At 72.6% G+C, this 17,166-nt stretch carries 19 protein-coding genes; 14 read left to right on the top strand and 5 right to left on the bottom strand.

Annotated features, from left to right (window positions below; translation table 11 throughout):
• Positions 1 to 4 precede the first annotated feature (4 nt).
• A complete protein-coding gene (locus tag UW392_RS14750) occupies positions 5 to 472 on the bottom strand; it encodes an RDD family protein (RefSeq protein WP_320775430.1) in 468 nt (155 codons plus the stop codon).
• Positions 473 to 681: 209 nt separating this feature from the next.
• Here UW392_RS14750 and glnA point away from each other — a divergent pair, with 209 nt between their 5' ends.
• The 4 genes from glnA (at position 682) to pspAB (ending at position 4,188) form a co-directional block, all read left to right on the top strand.
• On the top strand, positions 682 to 2,091 hold the full coding sequence (gene glnA / locus UW392_RS14745) for a type I glutamate--ammonia ligase (protein WP_320775429.1): 1,410 nt from the start codon (positions 682 to 684) through the stop codon (positions 2,089 to 2,091).
• Positions 2,092 to 2,222: 131 nt separating this feature from the next.
• Positions 2,223 to 2,480: a hypothetical protein gene (locus UW392_RS14740; protein ID WP_320775446.1), complete on the top strand. Its 258-nt coding sequence runs from the start codon at positions 2,223 to 2,225 to the stop codon at positions 2,478 to 2,480.
• Positions 2,481 to 2,681: 201 nt separating this feature from the next.
• Entirely contained in the window at positions 2,682 to 3,602 is a 921-nt protein-coding gene (htpX, locus tag UW392_RS14735) for a zinc metalloprotease HtpX (protein ID WP_320775428.1), read from the top strand.
• Between the two features lies 1 nt (position 3,603).
• On the top strand, positions 3,604 to 4,188 hold the full coding sequence (gene pspAB / locus UW392_RS14730) for a PspA-associated protein PspAB (RefSeq protein ID WP_320775427.1): 585 nt from the start codon (positions 3,604 to 3,606) through the stop codon (positions 4,186 to 4,188).
• A gap of 27 nt (positions 4,189 to 4,215) precedes the next feature.
• Here pspAB and UW392_RS14725 read toward each other — a convergent pair whose 3' ends face one another.
• Positions 4,216 to 4,497 carry a hypothetical protein gene (locus tag UW392_RS14725; RefSeq protein ID WP_320775426.1) on the bottom strand — a complete coding sequence of 94 codons (282 nt, stop codon included), beginning with the start codon at positions 4,495 to 4,497 and terminating at the stop codon, positions 4,216 to 4,218.
• Positions 4,498 to 4,809: 312 nt separating this feature from the next.
• Positions 4,810 to 5,136, bottom strand: coding sequence for a hypothetical protein (locus UW392_RS14720; protein ID WP_320775425.1), 327 nt, complete (start codon positions 5,134 to 5,136; stop codon positions 4,810 to 4,812).
• A 180-nt stretch (positions 5,137 to 5,316) separates the two neighbouring features.
• Between UW392_RS14720 and UW392_RS14715 the strand changes: the two genes are divergently transcribed.
• From UW392_RS14715 to UW392_RS14690, 6 genes are all read left to right on the top strand, one after another.
• Positions 5,317 to 5,676, top strand: coding sequence for an arsenate reductase family protein (locus tag UW392_RS14715; RefSeq protein ID WP_320775424.1), 360 nt, complete (start codon positions 5,317 to 5,319; stop codon positions 5,674 to 5,676).
• Between the two features lie 255 nt (positions 5,677 to 5,931).
• A complete protein-coding gene (gene glnII, locus UW392_RS14710; protein ID WP_320775423.1) occupies positions 5,932 to 6,963 on the top strand; it encodes a glutamine synthetase in 1,032 nt (343 codons plus the stop codon).
• Between the two features lie 349 nt (positions 6,964 to 7,312).
• Positions 7,313 to 7,921 (top strand): winged helix-turn-helix domain-containing protein, encoded by a 609-nt coding sequence (locus tag UW392_RS14705; protein ID WP_320775422.1) that lies wholly within the window; start codon positions 7,313 to 7,315, stop codon positions 7,919 to 7,921.
• Positions 7,922 to 8,031: 110 nt separating this feature from the next.
• Complete coding sequence (locus UW392_RS14700; RefSeq protein WP_320775421.1) at positions 8,032 to 9,300, top strand: sensor histidine kinase; 1,269 nt, start codon at positions 8,032 to 8,034, stop codon at positions 9,298 to 9,300.
• Complete coding sequence (locus UW392_RS14695; protein ID WP_320775420.1) at positions 9,285 to 9,938, top strand: response regulator transcription factor; 654 nt, start codon at positions 9,285 to 9,287, stop codon at positions 9,936 to 9,938. Before UW392_RS14700 ends, UW392_RS14695 begins: the two co-directional genes overlap by 16 nt.
• Before the next feature lie 131 nt (positions 9,939 to 10,069).
• The gene (locus UW392_RS14690) at positions 10,070 to 11,611 is read left to right on the top strand and encodes a DUF1996 domain-containing protein (protein WP_320775419.1); all 1,542 of its coding nucleotides are present in this window, start codon (positions 10,070 to 10,072) and stop codon (positions 11,609 to 11,611) included.
• Between the two features lie 71 nt (positions 11,612 to 11,682).
• Here the strand turns inward: UW392_RS14690 and UW392_RS14685 are convergent, their stop codons facing one another.
• Positions 11,683 to 12,102 (bottom strand): hypothetical protein, encoded by a 420-nt coding sequence (locus UW392_RS14685; protein ID WP_320775418.1) that lies wholly within the window; start codon positions 12,100 to 12,102, stop codon positions 11,683 to 11,685.
• Positions 12,103 to 12,244: 142 nt separating this feature from the next.
• Here UW392_RS14685 and UW392_RS14680 point away from each other — a divergent pair, with 142 nt between their 5' ends.
• The 4 genes from UW392_RS14680 to UW392_RS14665 all read left to right on the top strand — a co-directional run bounded on the left by UW392_RS14680 (position 12,245) and on the right by UW392_RS14665 (position 16,811).
• Positions 12,245 to 12,769: a tetratricopeptide repeat protein gene (locus tag UW392_RS14680; RefSeq protein ID WP_320775417.1), complete on the top strand. Its 525-nt coding sequence runs from the start codon at positions 12,245 to 12,247 to the stop codon at positions 12,767 to 12,769.
• A gap of 50 nt (positions 12,770 to 12,819) precedes the next feature.
• Positions 12,820 to 14,889 (top strand): hypothetical protein, encoded by a 2,070-nt coding sequence (locus tag UW392_RS14675; RefSeq protein ID WP_320775416.1) that lies wholly within the window; start codon positions 12,820 to 12,822, stop codon positions 14,887 to 14,889.
• Positions 14,890 to 15,008: 119 nt separating this feature from the next.
• Positions 15,009 to 16,055, top strand: a complete 1,047-nt coding sequence (locus tag UW392_RS14670; protein WP_320775415.1) for a PDR/VanB family oxidoreductase — start codon at positions 15,009 to 15,011, stop codon at positions 16,053 to 16,055.
• A gap of 57 nt (positions 16,056 to 16,112) precedes the next feature.
• Positions 16,113 to 16,811, top strand: a complete 699-nt coding sequence (locus UW392_RS14665) for a TetR/AcrR family transcriptional regulator (protein ID WP_320775414.1) — start codon at positions 16,113 to 16,115, stop codon at positions 16,809 to 16,811.
• Here the strand turns inward: UW392_RS14665 and UW392_RS14660 are convergent.
• Complete coding sequence (locus UW392_RS14660; protein ID WP_320775413.1) at positions 16,808 to 17,164, bottom strand: 5-carboxymethyl-2-hydroxymuconate Delta-isomerase; 357 nt, start codon at positions 17,162 to 17,164, stop codon at positions 16,808 to 16,810. The genes UW392_RS14665 and UW392_RS14660 overlap by 4 nt on opposite strands.
• Positions 17,165 to 17,166: the final 2 nt, after the last annotated feature.

Here is a 17,166-nt window from a genome sequence, read left to right as displayed (position 1 = left end):
GGGATCAGATCCGCACCTCGACCGTGCGGGCCAGCTTGTCGTGCAGGCCGCGGCCGTCGCGGTCCCAGATCAGCGCCGGGACCGCCACGCACAGCAGCACCGAGCGGAGCAGGGCGCGCAGCGGGTTGACCCGGCCGGTGCCCAGCTCGACGACGCGCATCCCGAAGAGGCGCTTGCCGGGGGTGAAGCCGACCGAGCCGACGGTCAGGACGCTCAGGACGAGGAAGATGAGCAGCGCCCAGTTCGAGGTCGCCTGGCCGTAGCCGTCGGTGATCAGGCCGTATGCGATCAGGAGGCACAGGGCCCAGTCGACGGCCAGGGCGCCCAGCCTGCGGCCGGTGCCGGCCAGCGCGCCCGGCCCCTCCTCGGGGAGGCCCAGCTCCTTGCCGCGGTAACCGAAGTCGGCGCCCGCCTCCTCCATGGCCGCGCGGGGTCCGGACAGCCACGATCCGATTGCTTGCCTCTTGTCCACCCGTACACGGTACTGCGCCCGTTTCCGACCGGTACCGGGCGGGGTGGCGCCGGACCAGGCTGGAACAGAGCCGGTTAACTTCTGCGAAACAAACGGGTCACGCCCGAGAAACCACCCGTCCCTAGGGTCGTGGACAGCGTGTGCCACCCGCACTGGCCGCACGAACGATCTACCACCCCGGCGGGACGGTCGGGAGTAGGAGGAGCTGGATGTTCCAGAACGCCGACGAGGCCAAGAAGTTCATCGCGGACGAGGACGTCAAGTTCGTCGACGTCCGCTTCTGCGACCTGCCGGGTGTGATGCAGCACTTCACGATCCCGGCCTCGGCCTTCGACCCGGCCGAGGAGCTGGCCTTCGACGGCTCCTCGATCCGCGGCTTCCAGGCCATCCACGAGTCCGACATGGCGCTCCGCGCCGACCTGTCCACCGCGCGCGTCGACCCCTTCCGCCGCGACAAGACGGTCAACATCAACTTCTTCATCCACGACCCGATCACGGGCGAGCAGTACTCCCGCGACCCGCGGAACGTGGCGAAGAAGGCCGAGGCGTACCTCGCCTCCACCGGCATCGCCGACACCGCGTACTTCGGCCCCGAGGCCGAGTTCTACGTCTTCGACTCCGTCCGCTTCGCCACCGGCGCGAACGAGTCCTTCTACCACATCGACTCCGAGGCCGGCGCCTGGAACACCGGTGCGGTGGAGAACAACCGCGGCTACAAGGTCCGCTACAAGGGCGGCTACTTCCCGGTCCCGCCGGTCGACCACTTCGCCGACCTGCGCGCCGAGATCTCCCTGGAGCTGGAGCGTTCCGGCCTGCAGCTGGAGCGCCAGCACCACGAGGTCGGCACCGCCGGCCAGGCCGAGATCAACTACAAGTTCAACACGCTGCTCGCCGCCGCCGACGACCTCCAGCTCTTCAAGTACATCGTGAAGAACGTGGCGTGGAAGAACGGCAAGACCGCGACCTTCATGCCGAAGCCGATCTTCGGTGACAACGGCTCGGGCATGCACGTCCACCAGTCGCTGTGGAGCAACGGCGACCCGCTCTTCTACGACGAGCAGGGCTACGCCGGCCTGTCGGACACCGCCCGCTACTACATCGGCGGCATCCTCAAGCACGCCCCGTCGCTGCTGGCCTTCACCAACCCGACGGTGAACTCCTACCACCGCCTGGTGCCGGGCTTCGAGGCCCCGATCAACCTGGTGTACTCGCAGCGCAACCGCTCCGCCGCGATGCGCATCCCGATCACCGGCTCGAACCCGAAGGCCAAGCGCGTCGAGTTCCGCGCGCCCGACTCCTCCGGCAACCCGTACCTGGCCTTCTCCGCGCTGCTGCTCGCGGGCCTGGACGGCATCAAGAACAAGATCGAGCCGGCCGAGCCGATCGACAAGGACCTCTACGAGCTGGCTCCCGACGAGCACGCGAGCGTGGCCCAGGTCCCGACCTCCCTCGGCGCGGTCCTCGACCGCCTGGAGGCCGACCACGAGTTCCTCCTCCAGGGCGACGTCTTCACGTCCGACCTGATCGAGACGTGGATCGACCTCAAGCGCACCAACGAGATCGCCCCGCTCCAGCTGCGTCCGCACCCGCACGAGTTCGAGCTGTACTTCGACGTGTGACCGGACCGCACCCGCGTGCGGGTGTGAGCCTTCCCGGCGCCCCCGTCCTGCTTTCCGCAGGGCGGGGGCGCCGTCGTATGGTGGCTACATGTGAATGCACGGCTGTTCGACAGGGGGAAGAGAACATGAGCGTGCCCGAACGGGATGATCAGGAACGGGAGTTCGATCTTCGCTGGGCGGACGGAGCCGAGTTCAAGGAGCCGTCCGCGCGGGCGCGGATGCTCGCCGCGCGCTGGAAGGAGAACCCGCCCGGACCTGTCCCCTTCCGGGGCGAGGCCGACCGGCGGGCGCCGCGGCGCTCCTCCTGGGTGTCGACGGCCGTGGTGCTCGGCTGCGTCGCCGCGGTGATCGTGCTGCTGGGGTACGCGAACTTCCGGGCGCCCTACTAGCCACCGCGCCGGGCGCCGCCCCCGTTGCCGTTCCCGGCGGACCCGTTGCCGTCACCGGCGGACCCTTTGCCGTCACCGGCACACCTTTTGCCGTTCCCGGCACACCCTTTGCCGCTTCCTGGGCTGATCAGGACCCGTTCGCGGGGAGGGCCGGGTGCACACTGGACAGCGGGACCAGTACCCGACCGCGGGGTGATGCAGATGCCCAGCCGCTTCCGGAGCGACCGCCGCCTGACCGTGCGCATGGGACTCACGCTGTTCCTGCTCGGCCTCCTCTACGTGGCCTTCGTGGCCGCGCTGATCGCGCTGCTGCGCTCCTGGGTGCTGGTCGTGGTCGTCGCGGCGCTGGCGCTCGGGGCGCAGTACTGGTTCTCCGACCGGATCGCCCTGTTCGCGATGCGCGGCCGGGTGGTGGAGCGGGAGGAGTATCCCGAGCTGCACGGGGTCGTCGACCGGCTCAGCGCGATGGCGGACATGCCGAAGCCGGTCGTCGCCGTATCCGCTATGGACATGCCCAACGCGTTCGCGACGGGGCGGTCGGCGGACCACGCGGTGGTGTGCGCGACCACCGGACTGCTGGAGCGGCTGGAGCCGGACGAGCTGGAGGGCGTGCTCGCGCACGAGCTGTCGCACGTCGCGCACAAGGACGTCGCGGTGATGACGGTCGCCTCGTTCCTCGGGGTGATCGCCGGGCTGATCGTGCGGTTCGCGTTCTACTCGCAGCTCTTCGGCGGCCGGCGGGACCAGAACACGGCCGCCGTGCTGGCCGGGGTGATCGGGGTCTCGGCGGCGGTGTACGCGCTGAGCTTCCTGCTGATCCGGGCGCTGTCGCGGTACCGGGAGCTGGCGGCGGACCGGGCGGCGGCCCTGCTGACCGGCCGGCCCTCGGCGCTGGCGGCGGCGCTGACCAAGGTCACGGGTGACGTCGCCCGCATCCCGAGCAAGGATCTGCGCACCGTGCAGGCATTCAACGCGTTCTACTTCACCCCGGCGCTCGGCTCGAAGCCGGGGCTGTCGCGGTTCTTCTCCACGCACCCGACCCTTCAGGAGCGCCTTGAGCAGCTCGGCCGGATCTCCGCGGAACTGGGCGAGCCGGCGCCGCCCGGGACCGGAGGGGCGTGACATGGGGCTGCTGGACATCCTGCTCGGCCGTACGAAACCGGCCGCGCCCGACCTGGACCGGCTCTTCGCCCTGCCGTCGGCGGCCGTCACCCTGGAGGCGGCCACCGGATTCGTGCCGACCGGGCAGGGGGCGGTGTGCTTCGCCACCGTCGAGGGCGCGGTCTTCGAGCAGACCCACCGCGAGGTGCAGGCGCTGCTGGACGCCGACGCCGGGCGCGACGGCCCCCCGGTGGACCTGCGCCGGGACGCGTACGGCTACTCGTGGCTGGTTTCGCACCGCTCCCCCGGGCAGCTCCCGGAGCTGGTCAACGACCTGCACGCGGTGAACAGCTCGATGGAGGTCAACGGCTTCGGCCCGCAGCTGCTCTGCTCGCTCGCGGGTTTCCGGCACCCGGACGGGCGGGCGGTGGCGCTGGTCTACCTCTACAAGCGCGGCACCTTCTACCCCTTCGCGCCGCTGCCCGGCGGCGGGCAGCGCCGTGACAACCCGCTGGAGCTGCGGGTCCGGGCGGCCCTCGGCGACGACCTTCCCGTCGAGAAGGAGCTCGGCCGGTGGTTCCCGGTGTGGGGCGCGCCCGGCCTCTGAGCACCGGCCCCGTCCCGCACCGGGGGGTCACTTGCTCTTCTGCTGCTCCTGGCTGCCGTGCTCCCGGCGGTAGCGGCGGTCCCAGCGGTCCTGCTGCTCGCGGCGGTCGCGGTAGTCCTTGTAGGACTTGGGTGCGCCACCACCGCCGCCGCCGCCACTGCCACCGCCGCCCGGGGGCGTCGCGCTCTTCCGGTCGGCCGCCAGACGCGCGTACAGGAACAGCAGCGCGACAGCGGCCAGCCACCAGACCGGGTTGTCGAACCCCAGAACCACCAGGACGGCTGTCCCGGCCAGAACGAGTGTCACCATCACCTGCCTCCATGGGGTGAGTAGGAAAGCGCCGTGTCCGCGACGCGCGTCCAGACTAGGGATCCGGCCACACGGTGTGCATTCGCATTTCGGGGCCGTGTGACAAGCCGCCCGTCACCCACGGGGAACGGGCGGGCGCAGGGGCACGAGGGACGACCGGGCCGCTCCGGGCCCGGAGCGTCTCCGCGCTGATGAGCGGGCACGGCAGCGCTCCGGCGGCGGTGTCGCCCCGGCAGTGGCCGGGCAGTGGTTGCGCGACGGCCCGGCGCGCGCCCCGGCTGTACGGGGCGAGCGCCGGAGCCACCGCTCAGCTCACCGCGCGTACCGCATGAGCGCCCGCACCATGTGGCAGGTGGTGTCCGACGGCGGGTGGACGCCGATGGTCTGCGCGGTGGTGCGTATCGTCGCGTTGCGGGCCTGGCCCGGCAGGTAGACACCGGAGTCCAGGAGGGCGATGGCCAGGCGCATCGCCTTCAGCCGGCGGTTGTGCGTGATGTACCAGTCGCGGGGGCGGCCCGCGGGCAGCGGCCGCTTCAGCACGGGCTCGTAGGGCAGGTCGAGCTGGACGGGCCGCTTGGCGGTGGACTGGGTGGGCAGCGGCTTGGGGTTCGGCATCGGCTTGGCTGCGGCAGCGGGCACGGGCATCCTCCTGTCGCGGACAGGGCGCGCCGAGGGTCCTGAACCCCCCGGCGACACCCTCGAACACTGCTTCAATTCTACTGCCCACCACTGACAAAGCCCCTGGCCAGAACGGCTTTTGGGGTGTCAGTGGCGGGTGGGGAGAACGAGTTCGGCGGGCTCCCGGCTACCGTGTCCGGCATGGAGATCTGGATCAACCCGGCCTGCTCGAAGTGCCGCAGCGCGATCGGCCTGCTCGACGCCGAGGGGGCGGACTACACCGTCCGCCGCTATCTGGAGGACGTACCGGCCGCGGACGAGATCCGTGCCGTCCTCGCCCGCCTCGGGCTGGAACCGTGGGACATCACCCGCACCCAGGAGACCGCCGCGAAGGAGCTGGGCCTGAGCGAGTGGCCCCGGGACGCGGCCGCCCGGGACCGGTGGATCGAGGCGCTCGCCGCGCACCCGAAGCTGATCCAACGGCCGATCATCACGGCGGACGACGGGACGGCCGTCGTCGCCCGCACGGAGGAGGCGGTCCGGGACGCGCTGTCCCGGTGAACGGTGGCCGCCGGCCGCCGTTCACCGGAACTGTGGCCGCCGACCGCCGTCGCATACAAGCGGCCCGGCGCCCCCTGCGGCCTCACACCGTGAGCCGGGCCACACCAACCCCAGGTAACACGGGGTTCACAGACGGGCAATGGCCGGGAAACCGCCTGTTGACAAGCTGCCGGGCAGTTACCGGCGGCGCTCCGGTGCCGCAGCGCCGCAGCACCCGCAAGTGCGCCCAGACCCACCCCCGAAGGATGTGGCCCCGTGACCTTCAAGGCTGAGTACATCTGGATCGACGGCACCGCGCCGACGGCCAAGCTCCGTTCGAAGACGAAGATCATCACGGGTGCTCCGGCCGGTCTCGACTCCCTGCCGATCTGGGGCTTCGACGGCTCCTCCACCAACCAGGCCGAGGGCCACTCCTCGGACCGCGTGCTCAAGCCGGTCTTCACCTGCCCGGACCCGATCCGCGGCGGCGACGACGTCCTGGTGCTGTGCGAGGTCCTCGACATCGACATGACGCCGCACGTGTCCAACACCCGTGCCGCGCTGGCCGAGGTCGCCGAGCGGTACGCCGCGCAGGAGCCGATCTTCGGCATCGAGCAGGAGTACACGTTCTTCAAGGACGGATACCCCCTCGGCTTCCCCAAGGGCGGCTTCCCGGCCCCCCAGGGCGGCTACTACTGCGGTGTCGGCGCCGACGAGATCTTCGGCCGTGACGTCGTCGAGGCGCACCTGGAGAACTGCCTGAAGGCGGGTCTCGCCATCTCCGGCATCAACGCCGAGGTCATGCCCGGCCAGTGGGAGTTCCAGGTCGGCCCGGTCTCGCCGCTGGAGGTCTCCGACCACCTGTGGGTGGCCCGCTGGCTGCTGTACCGCACCGCCGAGGACTTCGACGTCGCCGCCACCCTCGACCCCAAGCCGGTCAAGGGCGACTGGAACGGCGCGGGCGCGCACACCAACTTCTCCACCAAGGCCATGCGCGAGGGTTACGAGGCGATCATCACCGCCGCCGAGTCGCTCGGCGAGGGCTCCAAGCCGCTGGACCACGTCAAGAACTACGGCGCCGGCATCGACGACCGCCTCACCGGTCTGCACGAGACCGCCCCGTGGAACGAGTACAGCTACGGCGTCTCCGACCGCGGTGCCTCGGTCCGCATCCCGTGGCAGGTCGAGAAGGACGGCAAGGGCTACATCGAGGACCGCCGTCCCAACGCCAACGTCGACCCGTACGTGGTGACCCGCCTGCTCGTCGACACGTGCTGCGCGGCCCTGGAGAAGGCCGGCCAGGTCTGATCCGTTCGTACGGAACGCATTCCGTACGAACGGAACGCATGGAGGGGCGCACACCGTCATGGTGGGCGCCCCTCGTGCGTCGGCCGGGCGCTGTCCGAGCAGTGAGAGGGGACTGCTGTCCGCCGCCGCTTCTGCTTCAATGGGGTGCATGGCCAGCTTCCGGAACCACCGCGCGACAGGTCGCCATGACCTTGAGCCGTTCTGGCCTTCCCGTCAGCACCACGACTTCGACCGGGTGTGTTGCCGCGCGACGAACGCGCCGGCCCACTGACGCTGCCCGCGGCATCCGGCCTGCGCGACACGGCGTACGTCCCTCGACGAACCCCTCGCGCGAAAGAGCTGACCTCTCATGGCGACCACCCGTTCCCTGTCCCCCGTCCCCGCTCTGACCCCGCCCGCGCCGCACGGCCCCCGGTACCGGCTGCGGGCCGTCGACCGGGACGAGACGATCGACGTCGCGGATCTCCTGCCGCCCGGCGCCACCTGGCTGCCCGCGCCCCAGCACACCCTGCCCGCCCTGCCGGGCCGGCCGCCGATGGTCGGCTACCTGGTGCTGGTCCCCGCCGACCAGCGCCCGGGGTTCGCGGCGACGCCGGTCCCCGGCCGGGCCGGTGCCGTGCCGGAGGCCGGCAGCGTGGACGCGGCAGCCGCCGCGGAGACGGCCGACACCCTCGTACGGATCGACCCCGCGCGCCGCACCGCCTCCGTGGACGGCCGCCGACTGGACCTGACTTACCTGGAGTTCGAGCTGCTCGCCCACCTCGTGGCCCATCCCCACCGGGTGCACACCCGGGACCAGCTGGTCTCCACGGTGTGGGGGTACGGGCACGTGGGCGACGGCCGTACCGTCGACGTGCACGTGGCCCGGCTGCGCCGCAAGCTGGGCGCGGAGCACCGCGGCGCCATCCAGACGGTGCGCCGGGTCGGCTACAAGTACACCCCGCCGGTGGCGGACTGAGGAGCGGGACCCGGGGTCCGAGGCCGGGGCCGGGGGGTGTACCTGGCACCACCACGGACCCGGGGGCCCGGCCCCGTGACCGGTGGAGCCGGTTCGACCAGACTGCCCGCATGACCATCGATCCCGCGCACGACGACCGGCGAGGCAGCAGGGCACACGGCAGCGGACGGGCCGCGCTGCGGGGACTGGCGCTGGCCCTCGCCGGCCTCCCCCTCTCGGTGCTGTGCCTCGTTCTGACCGCCGTGTCCCTCGCCCTGATCCCCGTCGGCGTCGGCCTCGTCACGACGCCGTACGTCCTGGCGGGGGTGCGGACGTACGCGAACTGGCGGCGGCTGCTCGCCGCGTCGTGGGGCGGGGTGCGCATACCGCCCGCCTACCGGCCGCTGCCGCCCGACGGCAACCCGTGGACCCGTACCTTCGCGCTGCTCGGCGACCCGGCGACCTGGCGGGACCTGGGGTGGCTGCCGGTGGACATGACGGCGGGCTTCGTCACCGCGCTCCTCCCGGCCGTGCTGCTCCTCTATCCGCTGGAGGGGTTCGCGATCGCGGCGGGGCTGTGGCGGGTCCTGCCCGACGGCTACTGGTACGGGTTCGTGCGGGTCGACGGGCAGGCGTCCGCGTTCGGCGCGGCGCTCCTCGCCCTCGGGCTGCTGGTGCTCGCCCACTTCTTCACCACGCGCCTGCTGCACGCCCACTTCCGGCTCACCCGGGCCGTCCTCGGCTCCGACGAGGAGACGCTGGCCGAACGGGTACGGGTGCTGACCGAGACCCGGCGCGACGCTGTGGACACCTCGGCGGCCGAACTGCGCCGCATCGAACGGGACCTGCACGACGGGGCGCAGGCCCGGCTGGTCGCCATGGGCATGAATCTGGGCACCGTCGAGGCGCTGCTCGACAAGGACCCCGAGCAGGCCAGGGAGGTGCTGGCCCAGGCCCGCCGGTCGTCCGCCGAGGCCCTGGACGAGCTGCGGGACCTGGTGCGCGGCATCCACCCGCCGGTCCTCGCCGAGCGCGGCCTGGGCGACGCCGTACGGGCCCTGGCACTCAGGCTGCCGGTCGCCACGGAGGTCACCGTGGAGCTGCGCGGGCGGGCGGAGGCGCCCGTGGAGTCGGCCGCGTACTTCGCCGTGAGCGAGCTGCTCGCCAACGCGGTGAAGCACTCCGGCGCCGACCGGATCTGGGTCGACCTGCACCATGCCGACGGGTCCCTGCGGATGACGGTCACCGACAACGGCAAGGGCGGTGCGCGGGCCGGGGCGGGGTCCGGCCTGAGCGGGGTGGAGCGGCGGCTCGGTACATTCGACGGCGTCCTGGCCGTCAGCTCCCCGGCGGGCGGCCCCACCCTGGTCACCATGGAGCTGCCTTGCGCGTTGTCCTAGCCGAAGACCTGTTCCTGCTCCGCGACGGACTGGTCCGGCTCCTCCAGGCCCACGGCTTCGAGATCGCGGCGGCCGTGGAGAGCGGCCCGGAGCTGACCCGGGCGCTGGCCGAGCTGGAGCCGGACGTCGCGGTGGTCGACGTACGGCTGCCGCCCACCCACACCGACGAGGGACTGCAGTGCGCGCTCGCCGCCCGCCGGGCGCGGCCCGGACTGCCGGTGCTGGTCCTCTCGCAGCACGTGGAGCAGCTCTACGCGCGGGAGCTGCTCGCCGACGGCACGGGCGGGGTCGGGTACCTGCTGAAGGACCGGGTGTTCGACGCGGCGCAGTTCACGGACGCCGTACGGCGGGTGGCGGCGGGCGGCACGGCGATGGACCCGCAGGTCATCCAGCAGCTGCTGAGCCGGCGGGAGGCCGGTGACCGGCCGCTGGCGCGGCTGACGCCCCGGGAGCGGGAGGTGCTGGAGCTGATGGCGCAGGGCCGCTCCAACGCGGCGATCGCCGCCAAGCTGGTCGTCACCGAGCGGGCCGTCGCCAAGCACACCGCCAACATCTTCGCCAAGCTCGGCCTGGAGGTCTCGGACGACGACAACCGGCGTGTGCTGGCGGTTCTGGCCTACCTGGACCACGGCCGCTGACCCCGACTCTCGCTTCTGAAACATGAATTCACCGACGACGTGAACACCTCAGGCACCGCGTGCGTATGGATGGGCGCCGCTTCACTCCTGTCGGGCGCCTCGATGCCCCGCAAGGAAGCCAGAGGAGTTCCATGGGACGCAATACAAGAAAACGCCGTATGCCGCTGGCCACGAAGGTCATGGCCGGGACGGCGGCCCTAGCGCTCGGTGGGGGCGGGCTGGTCTGGGCCAACTTCTACGCATCGGCGCACGAGAAGAACCACTCGCAGAACCGGACGCGGGCGGCGGGCGCGCAGATCGCCACGATCAAGTGCCCGGACGTCGGCCAGAAACTGCGGAACGTGCCGCGGGGGGCCCGCGCCGGTGTCGACAAGGAGCTGGCCAGGCTGGACCAGCAGATCACCGAGGCGTACGCCCGGCTGGCGTCCACGCGCCAGGCCCAGGAGGGCGACTCGGGGTACGTCCAGAACGCGATCCTCAGCCCGTTGCAGTCCAAGCGGACCGCGGCCCTGGACCGGATCGGCATCAACATCAACCGGGTGGGCGGCAAGGCCCCCGGCAATCTGAGCAAGTTCGCCAAGTGCCGCGGCATGGGCGCCGACCAGCCGAACGACGGCGGGAACGGCAACGGAGGCGGCGGCAACGGCGGCGGTCAGGACGACGGCGGCGACGACCAGAACAACGGCGGGCAGAACGGCGGCGACGGCGGGGGCGAGGAGCAGAACCCCGGCGACAACGGCAACGGTGCCGCCGGTCCGGTCGCGGACGACTTCGTCGACATCAACGACGTCGAGCCGAACTCCCGCGACCTCCAGAACGGCCTCGCCGCCAACGGCGACTCCGGGTCCACCGGCACCTTCACCGCCCAGTGCGGGGTCAACGACAACGACCTCCACAACAGCGACAACCTGATCGTCGCGCCCGGTGTCGACAACGGCGCCCACCACACCCACGACTACGTGGGCAACCAGGGCAACGACGCCTTCGCCAGCGACGACGACCTCGCGGCCGCCGAGACCTCCTGCCAGAACCAGCAGGACCGGTCGACGTACTACTGGCCGGTGCTGCGGCTCCAGGACGGCACGGCGGAGTTCGACGCCGGTGATCTGGGCGGTGGCGCCGAGGGCAACGTCGGCAAGATCCTCAAGGCGCAGCAGGCCGAGATCAAGTTCGTCGGCAACAAGCAGGGCGACGTCGTCGCGATGCCGAAGTTCCTGCGGATCATCACCGGCGACGCCAAGGCGTTCACCAACGGCGTCGCCAACGCCAATACCTCGTTCAGCTGCACCGGGTTCGAGGACCGGCAGGTGACCGACAAGTACGTGCTCTGCCCGGAGGGCAGCCAGGTGGTGCGCACGTCCAACTTCCAGAGCTGCTGGGACGGGCAGAACATCGACAGCGCCAACCACCGCGACCACGTCGCCTTCGTCCAGGCGGACGGCACGTGCGCGAACGGCTTCCAGGCCATCCCGCAGCTCCAGGTCCGGCTGGTGTACGACGTGCCCGCGCCGACCGTGGAGAACGGGCAGGTGCAGAACCCGTACGCGGTGGACGGCTTCCCGGAGCAGCTGCACAAGCCGATCACGGACCACAACGACTTCATCAACGTCATGGACGAGGAGCTGATGGACCGGGTGGTCGAGTGCGTCAACAGCGGTGAGGACTGCGAGTAGGTCCCACCTCTGGAGAAGGGCCGGTGGCGGGGAGCTTCCCGTCACCGGCCCTTTTCGTTGTTCCCGCTGTGTCAGCCCGCGTGGTGGCCGGCGTGGCCGGCGCTGTGGTCCGTGCCCTGTTCCAGGGTGCCGCCGAGGGTCGTGCGCAGATCGGCCACGACATCCTCGTGGCCGACGGCGATCCACTTGCGGCCGACGAGGTAGTAACCGCCGTAGTCCTTGGCGGTGTCGATCCACTCGCGCTGGCCGCGGTCGGTGGCGAAGGTGGCGAGGATCCACCGTTCGTCGCCCTTCTCGCAGATGGCCTGGCGGATCTCGTCGGCGTCGGTCTGGAGGTCGGGTTCGCAGGCCGCCTCGGCGGCCAGGTGCTCAAGGCTCCCCGTCGCCGTGGGCGGCACGTCCTGTTCGGCGTCCGTGCCGGACGCGCAGCCCGCCAGGGCCAGTACCGCCGCCACGCCCAGCGGCGCGAGCATCGGTCGGGTCAGCCTCATGTGTGTCTTCCTCCGGTCCGTTGCGGCGACATGCCGCGGAGCCCGCGCACCGGGGCTCTCCCCTTCCGTACGGCCGTGGGGCGCGAAGTGCTCAGGGAAATCCGGGAGCCGGGTCGGGACGGACCGTGCGAGAGTGGGCCGCGTGATCGGGGACAAGGACGACGAGGACTGGGCAGAGCGGGTCGCCGCCGCGTGGGCCGGGTTCGAGGCGGACCCGGAGCAGGACGGGGCGGCGTTCCGGGCCGTGATCGACGCGCTCGCCGGCGAACTGCCCGAGGACAGCCCGCAGGCCCTGTTCGAGCGGGCCTGCGCCTGGGACTCCACCGGCCACTCGGAGCGGGCCGTGCCGCTGTACCGGCGGGCGCTGGCCGGCGGCCTGAGCGGGGTCAGCGGCTACCAGGGCCGCCGGGCCAGGATCCAGCTCGCCAGTTCGCTGCGGAACACCGGCCGGGCGGAGGAGGGCGTCGCCCTGCTGACGCCGGAACTGGACGCGCCGTCCGACGAGTTGGACGACGCCGTGCGCGCCACGCTCGCGCTGTGCCTGGCCTCCCTCGGCCGCGAGCGCGAGGGCCTCGCCCTGGTTCTCGGGGCGCTCGCGCCGCATCTGCCGCGCTACCGGCGCTCGATGGCCGCGTACGCGCGGGGGCTGGTCGAACCCGGCGGCTGACCTCCGCCGACCCGGGGTGACCATCGGCCTTTTCACTCGTTCTGCCGTTCGTGCAGCCACAGGATGTCGCCCCGCCCCCCGCACCGGCCGACGAGGGTCGCGTCATCGGCCTCGACCAGGCCGAGGCCGCGCTCGTCGAGCACTATCCCCGGCTGGCCCGGCTCGCCTACCTGGTGCTGCCGCCCGGCATGGGCCGCACCCGGCGCGTCCTGACCGCGCACGCCCTCGTCCAGCGCGCGCTGCCCCGGGGCCGCAGCACCCCGACGCCCGCGACACTCGCGGCCCCTGCGGCACCCACAACACTCGCGGCACCCACGGTCCCGGTGCGGACCAGCGGCTCCGCCGGTCAATCTGGCCTCACCGGCACCACCAGCCCCACCGGTCTGTCCGGACCTGGCAGCCCAGCCGGTCCACCCGGACCCAGCACCCCCTCCGGCCGTCCGGGCGGGGCCGGGTACGCCCTCGTCCGTCTGCGGGTGGTCCGGGCGGCGCTGGAGGCGGGGCTGCCGCTGCTGCGCCGGGCGTGGCCGAAGCGCGCCCAGTTCCCGCCGCCGCTCCCTCGGGTCTGGGGCGTACGGGTCTTCCCGCGGCCCGGCGGCGCCGACGAACTCAGCCTGGACCGGGCGTTGGCGACGCTCTCCGGTCCGGCCCGCGCGGTGTACGCGCTGCGCGGCCTGGAAGGGCTGTCCGAGGACGAGGTCCGGCAGCTCCTCGCCGCCTCGGGCGTCGCGGACGTGGCGGCGGCGCTCGCCGAGGCCGGTTCCGTGCCCGCCCGGTACGCGCTGCTGGCCTCCCCGGAGTTCGACCCGTGCTCGCTCCAGGTGCGGCCCACGGATCTGGTGCGGCGGCGGCAGCGGCTGCGGGTCGCGCTGGCGGCCGGGGCGACCCTCGCGGTGTGCGGGACGCTGCTCGTCCTGCCCGGCGGCGCCGACCCGGAGCCGTACGGCGCCGCCGCGCCGCCGTACGCGGAGAACGCCTCCGCGCGGGCGGCCCTCGACCCCGCCCGGCTGACGAAGGTTCCCCCCGCCGCCTGGCGGACCGCCGCGCGCACCGACTTCTCCGTGTGGCCGGCCCGCGGCCCCCTCACCGGCGACCGGGAGCTGCTGCGCCGTGCCCTCGCCGTGTGGGCCCGTCCCGGCGGGACCGTGCGGGTGTCGGCGACCCCGGGCACCCAGACCGGCGGCCCGCCCGGACCGCCGCAGCTTCTCTACGCGGGCACGGTCGACGCCGCGCGCGTGGTGATCCTCACCGACGGTCTGCGCGTCGTCCGGTACGCCGAGCCGGAGGACGGCACGGCCGGGGCGGCCCTGGACTTCGCGCGGGCCGACGGCGCGGGCCGGACCGACGCGAGCGCGGTCGTCCTCGGCCGCACGGACGGCAACGTGCGGTATCTGACCGCCCCTTGGGTGACCGAGGCCGCCGTACGCGACCTCGCGGACCCGGAGTCCGCGGCGCGGAAGCTGGAGCTGGCCGACGGGGTGACCGCGCCGCTGCCCAGCCCGGTCGCGCGTCCGGGGAACTGCGCCGGATGGACCACGCTGGAGCTGGCCGACGGCTCCGCCACCCGGCTCCTGAGCGACCTCGGCGAACTGATCCCGGCCCGCCTCACCACCGGGCGGCCCGGCGCGGCCGGTGAGGTGTCCGGTGCCGGACAACGGCGGGACTGGGCCCCGTACGCCTGCTCGCTGGAAGCGGTGCGCGGGCAGGGCGTGCGGTCGGTGAACGCCTGGCGGTTCGCCGGGCAGCCGCTGCCCGGCGGTGGCGGCGAGGCGGCGTGGGTGTGCACGCGGGCGGAGACCTGGCGGGGCACGGGGACGCGGGTGCTGGCGCAGTTCCGCGCGCCGGGCGTGCCGTACGGGTCGGTGGCGGGGAAGGCCGTGGACGTGGCGGCGTGCGGTGAGCGCGATCCGGCGGTGCTGGCCGCGGTGTTGTGGAAGTCCGCGAAGGACGGCTGGTACCTGCTGGCCGCGGGCGCCGAGGGGACGGAGTCGATCCGGGCGGCGGGCGGCATCGACGCCGAGGCCGACGGCCCCACCCTCGCGACGAAGGCCGGGCAGGAAGCGCGGGCGGAGCTGACGGCGAAGCTGAAGGACGGACGGACGGTGCGCGGGCTGCACTGAGTGCCCCGCACCGCACCCGTTTACTCAACGCCCCGCACCGCACCGGCTTGCTGACACTCACGTCAACAAGTGCCGTCACAGGGGTTCCCCGTGTGGCTACCCGTCAGTACATTGACGCCATGTCCAACAAGCGGATGACGTTGACGGTCGTGGCCGCTGCCGGCGCGGCCCTGCTCGCCGGGCGGGCGCTGCGCCGCCGGACCCGGAGTACGCCCGGCACGCGGCCGGTGCGCGGGACGGCCCCCACCGGCGAGCTGTCCCTGCTGGTCACCGCGCACGAGCGGATCGCCGACGGCGTGGTCCTGCTGCGCCTGGAGGGGCACGGCCTGCCGCGCTGGGAGCCGGGCGCCCACCTCGACCTGGTGCTCCCCTCGGGCCTGGTCCGGCAGTACTCGCTCTGCGGCGACCCCGAGGACACCTCCTCGTACACGGTCGCGGCCCGGCTGGTCGAGGACGGCCGCGGTGGCTCGCGCGAGGTGCACGAACAGGTGCTGGAGGGCACGGAGGTCAGGGTCCGCGGCCCCCGCAACCGTTTCCCGCTGGCCGACGCCCCGTCGTACGTCTTCGTCGCGGGCGGGATCGGCATCACCCCGCTGCTGCCGATGGTGCGGGCGTTGCCCGAGGGGACCGAGTGGCGGCTGCTGTACGGCGGGCGGTCGCGCGGCTCGATGCCGTTCCTGGAGGAACTGGCGAAGCTGGACCCGGACGGCACCCGGGTCACCGTGGTCGCGGAGGACGAGCAGGGCCTGCCCGACCTCGACACCTTCCTCGGCACCTCGTCCGCGGACACGGCCGTCTACTGCTGCGGCCCCGAACCGATGATGGCGGCGGTGGCGGAGCGGATGCCGGAGGGTGCCGCTCCGCACCTGGAGCGGTTCGCGCCGCGTGTGTCGCCGGGCGGCGACGGGGAGTTCGAGGTCGAGCTGCGGCGCAGCGGCCACGTCCTCACCGTCGGTCCGGACACCTCGGTCCTGGCCGCCGTCCGCGAGGAGCTGCCGCGCACCCCGTACTCCTGTGAGCAGGGCTGGTGCGGGACCTGCCAGCAGCGGGTGCTGGAGGGCGCGATCGACCACCGGGACGAGCTGCTGACCGACGCGGAGCGCGGCGACTCGATGCTGATCTGCGTCTCGCGGGCGCGAGGGGAACGGCTGGTCCTGGACATGTGAACACCTGTGCCCGGTCCGGTTCGTTCGAGGGCCGGATCCGATCGGTAAGGTGTTCGTATGACTACCGGGGTACGCCGCAGGATGGGCGTCGAGGAGCGGCGGCAGCAGCTGATCGGGGTCGCCCTCGAACTCTTCAGCAGCCGCTCGCCCGACGAGGTGTCCATCGACGAGATAGCGACGGCGGCGGGCATCTCCCGTCCGCTCGTCTACCACTACTTTCCCGGCAAACACAGCTTGTACGAGGCCGCGTTGCAGCGTGCGGCGGGGGATCTCGCGGACCGGTTCGACGAGCCGCGCGAGGGTCCGCTGGGGGCGCGGCTGCTGCGGGTGATGGGCCGCTTCCTCGACTTCGTCGACGAGCACGGGCCGGGTTTCTCGGCGCTGATGCGCGGGGGCCCGGCGGTCGGCTCATCGAAGACCAACGCGCTCATCGACTCGGTGCGGCAGGCCGCGTACGTCCAGATCCTGGCGCACCTCGAGGTGTCCGAGCCGCCCGCGCGGCTCGAACTGGTCGTCCGTTCCTGGATCTCGCTCGCCGAGTCGACGGCACTGCTCTGGCTGGACGGCCGCCGCGTTCCGCGCGCCGAACTGGAGGCGCAGCTCGTCCACGACTTCGCGGCGCTGCTCGTCGTCAGCGCGGCCTACGACGAGGAGATGGGCGCGCTGCTGCGCCGGGTCCTCGCGGGCGAGCCGGCCGACGGCCCCTTCGGGGACCTGGTCGGCCGGCTCGTGGCGCTCGTGGAGACGGCCGGCTAGGCGTCGTACTTGCGGTACGAGGGGTCCAGGTCGCGTACCTCGGCGGAGGCGTGCACGGCGAGGCCGTCGCCCGGCTTCACGTACCGGCGCAGCAGGTCGAGGACGGCCTCGGTGAGCGTGGCCTTGGTCTCCTCGGTGCGGCCGGCGAGCAGGCCCAGCGTGACGTGCACGACGGCGTGCCCCGTGCCGTCCGGGCCGACCGTGGTGTCCTCGGTGCGGCGGAACTGCGTCTTGCAGGCCGGGGGCTTGGCCGCCGCGATCTCGACGACGGCGGTGTGCAGGGCCTTGGCGAACCCCGGCCGGTCGAAGTCCTCCGCGAGCTGCTCGGAGTAGTCGACGGTGATCTGCGGCATGG

The sequence above is a fragment of the Streptomyces sp. CRN 30 genome (assembly GCF_034105845.1).
This window is presented reverse-complemented; position numbering and strand designations above follow the sequence as displayed.